This window comes from Bradyrhizobium sp. 18BD (assembly GCF_054185225.1).
The window spans coordinates 276831-290694 of record NZ_JAVAYL010000005.1 but is presented as its reverse complement, the minus strand read 5'-3'; the positions used below and the strand labels follow the sequence as shown (position 1 = coordinate 290694).

Sequence of the window (13864 nt, the reverse complement as noted above, 5' to 3'; positions counted from 1 at the left end):
TTCTCACACTTCAGTGCCGGCGCTTCTCAAAACGGCTGCGAGTCGTCATTGTGCCGCCGCCAGCGCATCACCCTCGGAGCCGCATCACATGTCGGACAAAGTCTCGCGTCGCCAGTTTGCCAAGCTGGCGGGATTGTCCGCAGCCGGAATGGCAACTCCTCTGGAGATCGCGGAGGCCAAGCCGCCGTTGCAACGCAGTGGCGGTAGTGGTTTCCCGGCGGGCTTCGTCTGGGGCACGGCGACCTCGTCCTATCAGATCGAGGGCGCGGTCAACGAGGACGGGCGAGGGGCCTCGATCTGGGACAAGTTCGTGCGGATCCCCGGCAAGATCGAGGACGGCACCACCGGCGATCGCGCCAATGAGCACTATTACCGCTACAAGGAGGATATCGCGCTCATCCGGGACCTCGGCTGCAAGGCCTATCGCTTCTCGATCGCCTGGCCACGGGTGTTTCCGGACGGCGACGGCAAGCCGAATCCGAAGGGGCTCGACTTCTACAACCGCCTCGTCGACGAGCTCTTGAAGAACGGCATCGAGCCGTGGGCGACGCTCTATCATTGGGATCTGCCGCAATCGCTCCAGGACCGGTTTGGCGGCTGGCGCTCGACCGAGACCTGCAAGATCTTCGGCGACTATGCGGGTTATGTCGCCGAGCGCCTGACCGATCGCGTCAGGAGTTTGTTCACGCTGAACGAGAGCGGCCGCTTCGTCCAGTTCGGCTATGGCATCGGCATCGACGCGCCCGGCGTGACGCTGCCGCAAGCGGAGGTCAACCAGGTCAGGCACAACACCGCGCTTGCGCACGGGATTGCCGTGCAGGCGATACGGGCGCGCGGGCGCCGCGGCACCAGGGTCGGACCGGCCGAGAACATCGACGTCTGCGTTCCCGCCCTCGATACGTCCGAGCATGTCCGCGCCGCCGAGATCGCGCTGCGCGAGATGAATGCCGGCTATCTCAACGTCATCATGACGGGGCAGTATACGGACGCCTTCCTGAAATATGCCGGCGCCGACGCGCCGAAATACACCGACGCGGAGCTGAAGATCATCTCCTCGCCGGTCGACTTCCTCGGTCTCAACATCTACGCGCCGCAGAACTACGTGGTGCCGTCCGACCAAGGCGCGGGCTTCATGCCGCTGCCGATCCCGAAGTCGTTCCCCCACATGAGCTCGGACTGGCTCCGCATCGCGCCGGAGACGATGTATTGGGTGCCGAAGCTGGCGGCAAAGATCTGGAAGACGGACGCGATCTATATCACCGAGAACGGCACCTCCGGCGACGACGTCGTCCAGCCCGACGGCAAGATCTACGATACCGATCGCGTCATGTACCTGCGCAACTATCTCTCCCAGCTCCAGCGGGCCACCGCCGAGGGCGTGCCGGTGCGCGGCTACTTCCTGTGGAGCCTGATGGACAATTTTGAGTGGGTGTTCGGCCTCAACAAACGTTTTGGGCTGTACCACGTCAATTTCGACACCCAGGTGCGCACGCCGAAGCTCAGCGCGAGCTACTACCGCAACGTGATCGCGAAGAACGCGGCGGGGGCGTGATCTCTTCGCCTCTCCCCGCACGCGGGGAGAGGCCGGAATTTGCGGTAGCAATTCCGGGTGAGGGGGACTCTCCGCAAGTCCGTCACCGTCCTTGCTGAAGCTCTCTTTCACCTGGATTTTCCGCTGCGCGTAAAATCCAGCCGCTCGCACGAGCGCGCAGATGCGAAGGGGAGGAGTCCCGCATTGACTCCACTCTCCCCCTGATTCAAAACCGCCTCAACACTCATAACAAGAGGACAACGCCAATGGTTGACGCGCTGATCATCGATGCCTGCCGCACCTCGCGGGGCGTCGGCAAGGCCGGCAAGGGAGCACTCTCGGGCATTCATCCGCAACAGCTCGGTGCCACCGTGCTGCGCGCGCTGGCCGATCGCACCGGCATCAACACCGCCGATGTCGACGACATCGTCTGGGGCTGCAGCGCGCAGGTCGCAACGCAAGGCGGCGATCTCGGCCGCATGTCGGCGCTCGATGCCGGCTATGACGTGCGCGCCAGCGCCGTGACGCTCGACCGCTTCTGCGGTTCGGGCATCACCAGCGTCAACATGGCGGCATCCTCGATCAAGTCGGGCAGCGAAGACCTCGTCATCGCCGGCGGTTGCGAGATGATGTCGATGGACGGGCGCCGCGGCGGCGGTCCGATGATGATGGACTCGGGCAATCTGCGCCTGCGCGCACGTCATCCGCAATCGCATCAGGGCGTCTGCGCGGACGCGATCGCGACGATGGAAGGCATCACGCGCCAGGACGTCGACGCGCTCGGCCTGGAAAGCCAGAAGCGTGCGGCGCATGCGATCGCAAACGGTCACTTCAAGAAGAGCCTCGTGCCGGTTCATCGCGAGGACGGCAGCCTCGCGCTCGACCATGAAGAATATCCGCGGCCGCAAACCACGATGGAGGGGCTGGCGGCGCTGAAGCCCGCATTCCCCGCCATCGCCGACTATGCGCTCGACGACAAGGGCACGACCTATCGCGGCCTCATCCTGCAAAAATATCCTGATCTCGACATCGATTTCATGCACCACGCCGGCAACTCGTCCGGCGTCGTCGACGGCGCTGCTGCGATCCTGCTGGCGTCACCGTCCTACGCCAAGGCGCATGGCCTTAAAGCCCGCGCCCGCGTCGTCGCGATGGCCAACATGGGGGACTCGCCAACCTTGATGCTGAACGCGCCGGTGCCGGCGACGCGCAAGGTGCTGGCGAAGGCGGGGCTCACCATCGACGACATCGACCTGTTCGAGATCAACGAGGCGTTCGCGGTGGTCGCGGAGAAATATATCCGCGATCTCAAGCTCGACCGCGCCAAGGTCAACGTCAATGGCGGCTCGATCGCGCTCGGCCATCCGATCGGCGCGACCGGCTCGATCCTGATCGGCACCGTGCTCGACGAGCTCGAGCGGCGCGATCTCAAGCGCGGTCTCGTCACCATGTGCGCCGCCGGCGGCATGGCGCCGGCCATCATTATCGAGCGCATCTAGGCTGTCTCCTACACCTCTTTCTCCCCGTAAAAACAGGGAGAAAGAGCGGCTACGATGCGATCTAGCCTTATTTTCTAGGGTGAAACGCGCTCCTGCCTGCACAAAGAGGCCGGCCGTCGCTTGTCGAAAGCAGCGAATCAGCTTTAGCAAGGTTGCGTGCGGGCCTTTGAAACAAGGTAAAATCCGCTGCCCGAGGCCTCTTCCGTTCAGGAAGCAGCTAAAATGCAGGGTTTTTTGCCACAGGGGGCCAAAAAAGCCCGTAAAATCGCGACAAAACTGTGCAGAAGGCTATAGGCCTTCGCCGGTTGGTCTAATATGCAACCGGCAACGAATCAGAGGAGACACGATGCCAGCCCAAATGTCCAAATCGCAGTTGATCGAAAAGATTGCGACCGCCACCGAGCTTTCCAAGCGCGATGTCAAGAGCGTCATGGAGACGCTGACCGACGTCGGTCACAAGGAGCTCAAGAAGAACGGCCTGTTCCTGGTGCCGGGCTTCGCCAAGTTCGTGGTCATCAAGAAGCCCGCGACGAAGGCGCGCAAGGGCACCAACCCGTTCACGGGTGAAGAGATGATGTTCAAGGCCAAGCCGGCCCGGAAGATCGTCCGCGCCCGCCCGGTCAAGGCTGCCAAGGACGCCGTGGCCTAAGAACGCAAAGGCCCCCTCGCATGGAGGGGGCCTTTTGTTTGAGGCAGCCGCGAGGGCTGAGACGGAGGGCTCAACCCTTGCGGCGCTTCACCCGGACCGGGATCGGCTGAAGCCGCGGCTGGGGTCCTGCAAGCGCATCGCGCACCCGGTCGATGGCACGGCCGAGCAGCTGGCGCAGCCGCTGCGTCTTCCGCGAACGCTTCGCTTCTTCCAACAGTTTCTTCATCGCATTCACTCCGCCGCTTCGACGTTCGCATCGACTTGGGCTTCAGCAGGCTCGAGCGCTGCGGCGATGGCCTCGTCGACGCGCTCCAGCCAGATGAATTCGAGGTTGTCCCGCGCGCTCTTCGGGATGTCGTCGTAGTCCCGCTTGTTGCGCGCCGGCAGCATCACCCGCTTCAATCCGGCGGCGGCCGCAGCCACCACCTTCTCCTTGATGCCGCCGACCGGCAGCACCAGGCCGCGCAGCGAGATCTCGCCGGTCATCGCCGTGTCGCTCCGCACCGTGCGATTGGTGAGCAGCGACGTCAGCGCCGTGAACATCGCCACGCCCGCGCTCGGTCCGTCCTTCGGGGTTGCACCCGCGGGGACGTGAACGTGGATGTCGCTCTTTTCGAACACCGAGGGATCGATGCCGAGCTGCGGAGCCTTGCTCTTCACCAGTGTCAGCGCAGCCTGCACGCTCTCGCGCATGACCTCGCCGAGCTGGCCGGTCAGGATCATGCCGCCGCGGCCGGGCACGCGCGAGGCCTCGATGAACAGGATGTCGCCGCCGACCGGCGTCCAGGCAAGGCCGGTGGCCACGCCGGGAATGCTGGTGCGCTGCGCAATCTCGCCTTCGAAACGCGGCTGGCCGAGCACTGTACCGATGTCCTTCGTCGTCACCACGACCTTGGCGGCCGAGCCTTCGGCGACCTGCACCGCGGCATGGCGGAACACCTTGCCGATCTCGCGCTCGAGGTTACGCACACCGGCCTCGCGGGTGTAACCCTTGACGACCAGTCTCAGCGCCTCCGGCTCGATCTCGGCCTGGTCTGCCGTCAGGCCATTGGCCTCCAGCTGACGCCGCACCAGATAGCGCCGCGCGATCTCCAGCTTCTCCTCCTCGGTGTAACCGGCGAGGCTGATCAGCTCCATGCGGTCCAGCAGCGGACCGGGAATCTGGTCCAGCATGTTGGCGGTCGCGATGAAGACGACGCGCGACAGGTCGAAGGGCACGCCCAGGTAATTGTCCCGGAACGTCCCGTTCTGCTCGGGGTCGAGCACCTCCAGCATGGCGGCAGAGGGATCGCCCTGCACGCCACGACCCATCTTGTCGATCTCGTCCAGCATCATGACGCAGTTGCGTGCGCCCGCCTTCTTGATGCCCTGGATGATGTTGCCGGGCAGCGCGCCGATATAGGTACGCCGGTGACCGCGGATCTCGGCCTCGTCATGCACGCCGCCCAGGCTGACGCGCACGAAGGGGCGATCCATCGCACGCGCGATGGACTGGCCGAGCGAGGTCTTGCCGACGCCGGGCGGGCCGACGAAGCATAGGATCGGGGCCTTGCCCTGCGGGGCCAGCTTGCGCACCGCCAGATATTCGATGATCCGGCTCTTGATCTTCTCCAGGCCGAAGTGATCGGCATCCAGGATGCGGCGCGCTTCCGTGATGTCGATCGGCTTCTCCGCGGGCAGCGCCCACGGCAGCTCGATCAGCCAGTCGAGGTAGGTGCGGACCATGCCGGATTCACCGGCGGCCTCCGGCATGCGCTCGTAGCGGCGCAGCTCCTTCTTGGCGTGCGCGTCGGCTTCCGGCGGCATGTTGGCCTTGGCGATCGCAGCCGTCAGCTCGGCGACCTCGGCGGCCTTGCCGTCGCCTTCGCCCAACTGGCGCTGAATGGTCGCCATCTGCTCGCGCAGGATCGCCTCGCGTTGCCGCTCGTCGAAGGTGGCGCGGGTCTTCTGGCCGATCTCGTTGGAGATGCGCAGCACCTCCAGCCGCTCGGCCAGGTGCTTCGACACCTTTTCGACACGCAAGGCGAGGTCGATGGTCTCCAAGACCTCCTGCTTGTCCTGCGGCTTGATGTCCATGAACGAGGTCGCCAGATCCGCCAGCGCGCCGGGCGCGGTGGTGCTCTGGAACATCGCGACCAGTTCGGGCGGCGCCTGCGGCAGCAGCTCGATCGCCTCGATGGCCTGGCGCTGCAAATTCAGCGCGCGCGCTTCGATCTCGGGCGAATTCGTGGTCGGCTCGGGGATCTGCTGGATGCGTGCGGCCGGGAACGGCGTCCCCGGCAGGAAGTCGAGGATGCGCGCGCGCTGCACGCCCTGGCAGACGATGTGATGGGTGCCGTCGGGCGCGGTGATGTAGCGCACGATGTTGGCGATGGTCGCGACCCGGTAGAGGTCGTCCGGGCCGGGCTCCTCGATCTCGGGGCTGCGCTGCAGCACGATGCCGACCGGCCGCTGCTCGCGCAGCGCCTGCTGCGCGGCGGCGATGGACTTCGGCCGGCCGATCGCGATCGGCGCGATGGCGCCGGGAAACAGCACCATCTCGCGCACGGGAATGATGATCAGTGCGTCTTCGGGGATCTTCACGTCGGGGCCGTTTTCAGAAGTGTTTTGGGAATTGGTCTGTGCGGTATTCATCTGTTCGGTGGCCATGATCGACCTCAGGATTTGGCGAGGCGCAGTGCGACGCAGCCGTCCATCACGAAGCGGCTGATGGCGTAGCGGCCAAGGGGCAATGCAATGCGGCGCTCAAAACGCCCCTGCGGCAGCTCAAGGCGGTGGATGCGGGCGTTGCGAAGCTCCGGCGGCAGCGTGCGCTGGCCGGAGATGACGAGTACGCCGTCATGGATCACCGTCTCGACATTGTCCGGATTGACGCCGGGAAGCGCGACCAGGATCAAGAGCTCATGCTCGGTCTCGAGCACGTCGATCGGCGGCTCCCAGCAGGTGTCCTGGCGGCCGAACTGCTGCCGCAGCCGTTCGGCGCGGGTCAGCTGGTCCAGGGCTTCGGACAGCATCCAGTCAAAGGGATTTTTGGGTTGCATGGCAAAACTCGGGGAAGGCGCTGCGGTTGGAAAACGGGGATATGGTGATGGTTCCCGCAAATTCCAGCATCGTGCGTCCTGGGCATGCCTGGCCCCTCGATCGAGAGGAGGCCCTCGCGCTCAGACGCATCGACGCCGCGGAGATGTTCCGCGGCGCCGGAGGCAACAATGGGGCGGGACGGCTTTATCAGGCGGCTTCGCGGTACTCGGCCTCCGCTTCAAGGTTGATCACGGAGGTGGCGAGCTCGGTCAGCGTGTGGTCGGTGGCCTCTTCCTCGTCCAGCGTATCCTGGAGCAGCCTTGCCGCTTCGGGCATGCCGAGCTCCTCGGCCCAGGTGCGCAGTGTGCCATAACGGGAGATCTCGTAATGCTCGACGGCCTGTGCGGCGGCGAGCAGTCCGGCGTCGAGGGCAGGGGCGTTCTTGAAGTCCTTCATGATTTCGGCGCCCTCCTCGGTGATGCCGTTGATCGCCTCGCACGGCTTGCCGCGCGCGGGCTTGTCCAGCATCCGGAAGATCTGCTCCAGACGTTTGACCTGGCCCTGCGTCTCCCGCAGATGCTTGTTGAAGGCGGCCGCAAGGTCCTTCGAATGCGCGGCCTTGGCCATTTTGGGCAGCGTCCTGATGATCTTGTTCTCCGCGAAATAGATATCTTTCAACGTTGCCAGAAACAGGTCGCTGAGCATCTTAGGCGCCTGACGCGGGCGGCGCGATGCGGTCTTTTTCTTAGGTGCACGTTTCTTTGCTTTCTTAGCCATAGATCCGATCCTCCTCATGAGGCGACACGGGAAGGCACGCCCTTCCTCACTCCTCACGCGATCAAGAGCCGGCGTCTGCAAATGTTCCTCGCGAAGGCGCGTGCGAGCCGTTATGGCTGGCCTTTTACGCTCGCAGAAGACGCCCTCCATGCTCGACTTCGCCCTGTCCGCCTTCGTCACGCTGCTGCTGGTGGTCGATCCCGTCGGCCTCGCGCCGGCCTTTCTCGCCGCGACATCAGGCATGCCCGACACGGTCAAGCGGACGGTGGCGCTGCGCGCGCCGGTCATCGCGGCCTCGATCCTGGTCGTGATCGCGCTGGCCGGAAACTGGCTGCTGCGCCAGCTCGGGATCGGCATCCCCGCCTTCCAGATCGCCGGCGGCCTGCTGCTGTTCGGCGTGTCCTACCAGATGATCTTCGGCGACCGGCCGCATCGCGAGGCGCGGGAGGCGGACAAGGCGACCGCGGAGCATGCCTCCGATGTCGCGGTGTTTCCGCTCGCCATCCCCATGATGGCCGGTCCCGGCGCGATCGCGACCACGCTGCTGCTGTCGGGCGGCGCCGGCTACGGGGTTAATCTCGCCATCATCATCGCGATCGTCCTCGCGGCGTGCCTGCTCTGCATGCTCTGCTTCGTCTCGGCTCACCTGATCGCGCGAACGCTCGGACGCACCGGCAATGCGGTGCTCTCGCGTGTGCTCGGCATGCTGCTCGCGGCCTATTCGGTGCAGTTCGTAATCAACGGGATTGCGGCCGTCCGCGCGAGCTTTTCGTAAGGCTGCGACAATCGGCTAATCTGCTGATTTTATGATATATTCCCTGATGTAACGGTACATCCAACAAGACGGTGGCTGATCCGGGCCGCTTTCTCTTGCACTGCCATATTGCTTTGACGTACTTCGGGTCTAACAAGCGCCCATCGCTAAGAAGCCGAGAAGAAACCGAGATGTCGTTGCCAGCGGACGAGCTTGCCAAGAGACAGGCCATCATCGACGCCTGCCGCCGCATGAATACGCTCGGCATCAACCAGGGCACCTCCGGCAATATCAGCGTCCGGCATGGGGCAGGGCTCCTGATCACCCCGACCAGCGTGCCCTATGAATCCATGACGCCGGACCAGATCGTGTTCATGGCCATGGACGGCTCGCATGCGCCTGAACAGAGGCCGTCCAGCGAGTGGCGCTTCCATCTGGACATCCTGAAGGCTCGCGATGACGTCAATGCCGTCGTCCACGCCCACCCGACCTATTGCACCATCCTAGCGATCATGGGCCTGGAGATTCCACCAGCGCACTACATGATCGCGGCCGCGGGTGGCGACAGCATCCGCTGCGCGCCCTATGCCACTTTCGGGACCGCGGAACTCTCCGAGCACGCGTTGCGGGCGCTGGTGGGGCGGCATGCCTGCCTGCTCGACCATCACGGCATGATCGCGACCGGCAAGACGCTGGACAAGGCGATGTGGCTCGCCGTCGAGGTCGAGACCCTGGCGCGGCAATATCACGGCTGCCTCCAGATCGGGAATCCGCCGCTGCTCTCCAGCGACGAGATCGAACGGGTCCGCCAGCGCATGGCCGGCTACGGCATGTCGGAGGGCTAGGGCGAACAGACGTGTTGATGCGGATCAGACATTTCGTCGATCGCAAGGGGACGAACCGCACCATGGTTCGGCTGCGCGCACTGCTGCGCAGCAACGAGTTCTACCTGATCCCGCTGTCGCTGGTGATCGGGACGCTGGCCGGCGCGGTGGTGACACTGATGGCCGAGATCGCGCAGATCGCCCATGTCGTGATCTACGGCATTCCCATCGACGTGCGCCTCTCGGCCAACACCCGAGTGAGCCCGTGGGCCGCAATGCTCGCACCTGCGCTCGGCGGTCTCGCGCTCGGCGTCATGGAATGGTGGCGGCGGCGGATGAAGATCTCGAACGCGGTCGACCCGATCGAGGCGAACGCGCTGCGCGGCGGCAATCTGTCGATGCGCGACAGCGTGGTGGTGTCGAGCCAGACGCTGATCTCGAACGGCTGCGGCGCCTCGGTCGGCCTCGAGGCCGGCTATACCCAGATCGGCTCGGGCATCGCCTCGCTGTTCGGCAAGTTCTTCAACCTGCGCCGCAACGATTTGCGCCTGATGGTCGGCTGCGGCGCCGCGGCCGCGATCGCCGCCGCGTTCGGTGCGCCGATCACCGGCGCCTTCTACGCCTGCGAGCTGATCGTCGGCGTCTATTCGGTCGGCAGCGCGGCGCCGATCCTGGCGGCCTCGCTGGCGGGTGCCCTGACCGCGCAATGGCTCGGCGGCGCGCCGTATTCATTGGAGATCCCGAAGGTCAGCGCCGTCGGCGTCGAGCAGTATCTGGCGCTGATCGGCCTTGCCCTCGTCACCAGCGGCGTCGGCATCGCGGTGATGCGCTCCTCGCCGGTGTTCGAGCGCCTGTTCGCCTGGCTGCCGGTCTGGCTGCGCCCGGTGATTGGCGGCCTTATGGTCGGCGGCTTTGCGATCGTGACGCCGCAGGTGCTCGCCGCCGGCCACGGCGCCATGGTGCTGGATCTGTTCCACGACATGACGATCGGCCTGATCGCGACCATCATTGCCCTGAAGGTGACGGCCTGCCTGATCTCGCTCTCCTCCGGCTTCCGCGGCGGCCTGTTCTTCGCCTCGCTGTTCGTCGGCAGTCTGATCGGAAAGTTCTTCGCCGCGGTGCTGCTCCTGATCAGCCCGAACTTCGTGATCGATCCGCTGGTGGCGATGCTGACGGGCATGGCGACGCTCGGCGTCGCCATCGTCGGCGGTCCCCTGACGATGTCGTTCCTCGTGCTCGAGATGACCCGCAATGTCGACGTCACCGCCGTGGTGCTGGCCGGCTGCATCGTCACCTCGATCTGCGTCCGCTTCATGTTCGGCCATTCCTTCTCGACCTGGCGCCTGCATCTGCGCGGCGAGACCATCCGCAGCGCCAACGACGTCGGCTGGCTGCGCAACCTCACCGTGGAGCGGCTGATGCGCTCCGACGTCGGCAAGGTGCCGTCGACCACAACGATCGCTGCGGTCCGCCGCGAATTCGCGCTGGGCTCGCGCCCGGGCGTCGTCATCGTCAACAATGCCGACGAATATGTCGGCCTCGTCCTGCTGCCCGATCTGTTCTCCAGCGATCTCGACAGCATCGCCGACGACATCCAGGTGATCGAGCTCGCCCGCTTGCTCGACATCGTGCTGATCCCGGAAATGAACGTGAAATCGGCGATGGCGGTGTTCGACGAGGCGGAAGCCGAGATGCTGGCGGTGGTCGATTCCACCGACAGCCGCAAAGTGGTCGGCTTCCTCACCGAGACGTTCGCCCGCCGCCGCTATGTCGAGGAGATCGACAAGGCGACGCGCGGCGTGCTCGGCGCGTTGTCGTAAACTTCACTCCAGCTGATCGACCTCCCGCAGCACCGGGAACAGCTTCATCCAGAGCAGCGCGATCGCGATGGTGCCGATACCGCCGAGCGCGGCTGCCGGCATGGCGCCGAGCAGGGCTGCCGCCATGCCGCTCTCGAATTCGCCGAGCTGGTTCGAGGCGTTGATGAAGAGGAAGTTGACGGCGCCGACGCGGCCACGCATCGCATCGGGCGTTGCGAGCTGCACCAGCGCGACGCGGACGACGACGCTGATCGTGTCGGCCGCGCCCATCGCGGCAAGCGCGATGATCGATAGCCAGACGTTTCGCGACAGTGCGAACACGATGGTGGCGAGCCCGAATGCAATCACCGCCTGGAACATCCGCAGTCCGGCGCGCCGCGTGATCGGATGGCGCGCGATCACCGCCGTCATCAATAGCGCACCGACGGCGGGCGCGGCCCGCATCACGCCGAGCGCCCAGGGTCCGGCCTGCAGGATGTCCTTGGCATAGATCGGCAGCAGCGCGGTGGCGCCACCGAGCAGGACCGCGAACAGGTCGAGCGAGATCGTGCCGAGGATGGCAGGATTGTTGCGGACGAAATGCAGGCCGGCGAAAAGCCCTTCGACACCTTCGTGCTCGGAAGGGGCGACACGTTCGACGCGGATCAGGCCGCTGAGGCCGCTCGCGATCAGCGACAGCACCGCCATCAGCACGAAGGGCGCGCCGGGTGACAGCGCGTAGGTGAGACCACCGACGGCAGGGCCGCCGATGGTTGCGACCTGCCAGGCGCCGGTCGCAAGCGCCGTTGCCCGCTGCAGCATGCCGTCAGGCGCGACGGCCGGCAGCAGCGCGGACGAGGCCGGGCTTTCGAAGGCACCGCAGAGCCCGAACACACCGAGCACGGCGAAGATCTCGGGCGCCGTCAGTGTCCCCATCAGCAGCCGCATGGCGAGATAGCCGGCCGCAAGACCCTGCGTCACCTCGCAGAGCTGCACGATACGGCGGCGGTTGTAGCGGTCGGCCGCATGTCCGGCGACGAAGACGAGTAGCGCGCTCGGGATGAATTGCACGAGGCCCGCGAGGCCGAGATAGAAGGCACTGCCGGTCAGCGCATAGATCTGCCAGCCCACCGCTACGGTTGCGACCTGGTAGGAGAACTCCGACAGGCTTCGCGAGGCGATGTAGAGCAGCAGCGGCGGATGTCGCGACAGCGCGACGGGTGAAGCGAGAAGTGTGGAAGCTTGGTCCAAGGTGTTGAGCAATCTGGAAGCGCGACGGCGCGCCTCATGCGTCGCCGTCCGCGCCGGCTATCGGCCTGGTTGAGAGGGGGATGCGACGAGGCAGGCCACGATCCGGCGGACCAGTGGCAGCACCATCAGCAGCGTGGGGAAAGCGACGAGCCATGACAGCGCCCAGGCGCCCGGCCACGTCGCGAGGAACGCCGGCGTCGCGCCGAGGCTCCGCAGCGTCGAAATGACCGACACCACCGCCGTCATGAGGATGGACAGCACGAATGGCATCACGATCGGCGCATAGCGCGCCGGCAGTTTGCGAACCGCAATCATCTGATTTCTCTTGAAGGAAAGGACGCGTCAGTCACGGCGAACCCTGAAAAATGGCATCGATCCCGACGGCGTCGGTTGATGCGTTGGTTCACGTGAACGCTTACGGCGACCGGAAAGCGGCGCGCGGCTGTTCATTATCCGCTCAGGTTGAGTGGTGCAAGCTGGATCAGGTCGTTCGGCTTACAATCGTTCAAAGCGTGGCAGATTGCCGCGATCATGAAACCATTTCAGTGGTTTGCTCGTTATCGGTCGTTTGCTTAGGTCTCTTTGGGCGAGAATAGAGGAAGGTCAAGATGAGTATTGGACCCGTGATGTCCGGCCGCAAGACTGTTGTAGCTGCGTTCGCAAGCCTCGCCCTGATTGCGGCCTCTGCATCGCCGTCCGCCGCGGCATCGACCACGCCGGCCCCGAAGGCTGCGGTCGCTGGGAAGGCTGCGGTCGCTGGCCAGGGCACCTCTAGCGCCACCGATTTCAGCGCCGCGCGACGTCGTCACTATTACCGGCGCGGACCGAACGCTGCCGGCCTTGCCTTCATGGGTGTCGCGGCCGGCCTGATCGGCGGCGCGATTGCCGAGAGCCGCCGCCAGGAATACTACGACAATTATTACTATGGCGGTCCGCGCTATTATGGGCCCGGCTACGGCTATTATGGCGGTCCGCGCTACTACTACAATCCGTACTGACAATTGCCCGTCGGGCAAAACACCCCCAAGGGTGTCAATCAGCCTGCTCGAAAATATTCTACTTTACCGAAATTCGGAATTGTCGTATCCATTGCCCCATCCCGGCTCATCCTTGAGGGGCGATCATGTGGTCGTCATTTTCGCGAGCCGGGCTTGCGGTGGACGCGGCAGCGTCGGGCGCGAGAGGATTGGGCAGGGCGGATTGCTCTCCGTGAGCCCAAGACTTCGTGCCGACGAGCGGCGCTGTCAGGTTCGTTTCGCCAGTAAGTTTCCGGCTCCGTCGACAGGGCCGGGAAAACTGCGGCGAGCAGCGAGCCGTGCGTACGGCAAAACCGTGTGGTCCTGGCCGTCGTTGCTACGGTCAAGCTTTCGTGGATGCGGCATCAGCGTCAACCGGCGCGGTGCTGGCGACTTTCGCGAAGGTGAGGGAGGCCAAAGGGAACTCGGCTCCCGGGAGAGCGCGGCATAAGCCGTCCAACCATCGCGCAGGGAAGGCCGTGTGTTGGGCTTCACCTGTATGCTGCTGTGCGGTCTCCTAGCGCACCACTTTCGCGCAGCGGACCGCGGGTGCCAGCCGGCACCCGGCCTTCCCTGCGCCCTCTTGGTTCTGGAGGGTGGAATGACCAAGCAAAGCTCGGGCGAATTGAGCCGCGAGAATGCGAAGGCGTGTCTGCAAGTTGAAACGCGCCTTGGAGGCCGACGATGCTGCTCCTTGCTCCGTCATTGCGAGGAGCAAAGCGACGAAGCAATCCAGAGTCTTT

Annotated in this window: 13 protein-coding genes; 7 read left to right on the top strand and 6 right to left on the bottom strand. The window is 64.9% G+C overall.

Annotated features, from left to right (window positions below):
• The first annotated feature begins 88 nt into the window (after nucleotides 1-88).
• The 3 genes from RAD16_RS11960 (at nucleotide 89) to RAD16_RS11950 (ending at nucleotide 3679) form a co-directional block, all read left to right on the top strand.
• Entirely contained in the window at nucleotides 89-1552 is a 1464-nt protein-coding gene (locus RAD16_RS11960; protein WP_458158065.1) for a GH1 family beta-glucosidase, read from the top strand.
• Nucleotides 1553-1797: 245 nt separating this feature from the next.
• Entirely contained in the window at nucleotides 1798-3030 is a 1233-nt protein-coding gene (locus RAD16_RS11955) for an acetyl-CoA C-acetyltransferase (RefSeq protein WP_458158064.1), read from the top strand.
• A 346-nt stretch (nucleotides 3031-3376) separates the two neighbouring features.
• Nucleotides 3377-3679 carry an HU family DNA-binding protein gene (locus RAD16_RS11950; protein WP_008139488.1) on the top strand — a complete coding sequence of 101 codons (303 nt, stop codon included), beginning with the start codon at nucleotides 3377-3379 and terminating at the stop codon, nucleotides 3677-3679.
• Nucleotides 3680-3749: 70 nt separating this feature from the next.
• Here the strand turns inward: RAD16_RS11950 and RAD16_RS11945 are convergent, their stop codons facing one another.
• From RAD16_RS11945 to RAD16_RS11930, 4 genes are all read right to left on the bottom strand, one after another.
• Nucleotides 3750-3905, bottom strand: a complete 156-nt coding sequence (locus tag RAD16_RS11945) for a hypothetical protein (RefSeq protein WP_458158063.1) — start codon at nucleotides 3903-3905, stop codon at nucleotides 3750-3752.
• 5 nt (nucleotides 3906-3910) lie between these two features.
• Complete coding sequence (gene lon / locus RAD16_RS11940; RefSeq protein ID WP_458158062.1) at nucleotides 3911-6328, bottom strand: endopeptidase La; 2418 nt, start codon at nucleotides 6326-6328, stop codon at nucleotides 3911-3913.
• A gap of 8 nt (nucleotides 6329-6336) precedes the next feature.
• A complete protein-coding gene (locus RAD16_RS11935; RefSeq protein WP_194466963.1) occupies nucleotides 6337-6720 on the bottom strand; it encodes an Hsp20/alpha crystallin family protein in 384 nt (127 codons plus the stop codon).
• Between the two features lie 187 nt (nucleotides 6721-6907).
• The gene (locus tag RAD16_RS11930; protein ID WP_458158192.1) at nucleotides 6908-7477 is read right to left on the bottom strand and encodes a YciE/YciF ferroxidase family protein; all 570 of its coding nucleotides are present in this window, start codon (nucleotides 7475-7477) and stop codon (nucleotides 6908-6910) included.
• A 148-nt stretch (nucleotides 7478-7625) separates the two neighbouring features.
• On the opposite strand from RAD16_RS11930, the gene RAD16_RS11925 reads away from it, so the two are divergent.
• From RAD16_RS11925 to RAD16_RS11915, 3 genes are all read left to right on the top strand, one after another.
• Nucleotides 7626-8252, top strand: a complete 627-nt coding sequence (locus RAD16_RS11925) for a MarC family protein (protein WP_458158061.1) — start codon at nucleotides 7626-7628, stop codon at nucleotides 8250-8252.
• Nucleotides 8253-8422: 170 nt separating this feature from the next.
• Entirely contained in the window at nucleotides 8423-9076 is a 654-nt protein-coding gene (locus RAD16_RS11920; protein ID WP_458158060.1) for an L-fuculose-phosphate aldolase, read from the top strand.
• Nucleotides 9077-9087: 11 nt separating this feature from the next.
• A complete protein-coding gene (locus RAD16_RS11915; RefSeq protein ID WP_458158059.1) occupies nucleotides 9088-10875 on the top strand; it encodes a chloride channel protein in 1788 nt (595 codons plus the stop codon).
• A gap of 3 nt (nucleotides 10876-10878) precedes the next feature.
• Here the strand turns inward: RAD16_RS11915 and RAD16_RS11910 are convergent, their stop codons facing one another.
• Nucleotides 10879-12066, bottom strand: coding sequence for an MFS transporter (locus RAD16_RS11910; RefSeq protein ID WP_458158191.1), 1188 nt, complete (start codon nucleotides 12064-12066; stop codon nucleotides 10879-10881).
• 96 nt (nucleotides 12067-12162) lie between these two features.
• A complete protein-coding gene (locus tag RAD16_RS11905) occupies nucleotides 12163-12420 on the bottom strand; it encodes a DUF2798 domain-containing protein (RefSeq protein WP_157326962.1) in 258 nt (85 codons plus the stop codon).
• Nucleotides 12421-12713: 293 nt separating this feature from the next.
• Between RAD16_RS11905 and RAD16_RS11900 the strand changes: the two genes are divergently transcribed.
• Complete coding sequence (locus RAD16_RS11900) at nucleotides 12714-13103, top strand: hypothetical protein (RefSeq protein ID WP_458158058.1); 390 nt, start codon at nucleotides 12714-12716, stop codon at nucleotides 13101-13103.
• Nucleotides 13104-13864 lie beyond the last annotated feature (761 nt).

What these genes read in the sequence shown, in the direction of transcription:
- RAD16_RS11900 (WP_458158058.1), top strand. Translation starts at nt 12,714, where the DNA reads ATGAGTATTGGACCCGTGATGTCCGGCCGCAAGACTGTTGTAGCTGCG.
- RAD16_RS11905 (WP_157326962.1), bottom strand. Translation starts at nt 12,420, where the DNA reads ATGATTGCGGTTCGCAAACTGCCGGCGCGCTATGCGCCGATCGTGATG.
- RAD16_RS11925 (WP_458158061.1), top strand. Translation starts at nt 7,626, where the DNA reads ATGCTCGACTTCGCCCTGTCCGCCTTCGTCACGCTGCTGCTGGTGGTC.
- RAD16_RS11960 (WP_458158065.1), top strand. Translation starts at nt 89, where the DNA reads ATGTCGGACAAAGTCTCGCGTCGCCAGTTTGCCAAGCTGGCGGGATTG.
- RAD16_RS11945 (WP_458158063.1), bottom strand. Translation starts at nt 3,905, where the DNA reads ATGAAGAAACTGTTGGAAGAAGCGAAGCGTTCGCGGAAGACGCAGCGG.
- RAD16_RS11950 (WP_008139488.1), top strand. Translation starts at nt 3,377, where the DNA reads ATGCCAGCCCAAATGTCCAAATCGCAGTTGATCGAAAAGATTGCGACC.
- RAD16_RS11920 (WP_458158060.1), top strand. Translation starts at nt 8,423, where the DNA reads ATGTCGTTGCCAGCGGACGAGCTTGCCAAGAGACAGGCCATCATCGAC.
- RAD16_RS11935 (WP_194466963.1), bottom strand. Translation starts at nt 6,720, where the DNA reads ATGCAACCCAAAAATCCCTTTGACTGGATGCTGTCCGAAGCCCTGGAC.
- RAD16_RS11955 (WP_458158064.1), top strand. Translation starts at nt 1,798, where the DNA reads ATGGTTGACGCGCTGATCATCGATGCCTGCCGCACCTCGCGGGGCGTC.
- lon (WP_458158062.1), bottom strand. Translation starts at nt 6,328, where the DNA reads ATGGCCACCGAACAGATGAATACCGCACAGACCAATTCCCAAAACACT.
- RAD16_RS11930 (WP_458158192.1), bottom strand. Translation starts at nt 7,477, where the DNA reads ATGGCTAAGAAAGCAAAGAAACGTGCACCTAAGAAAAAGACCGCATCG.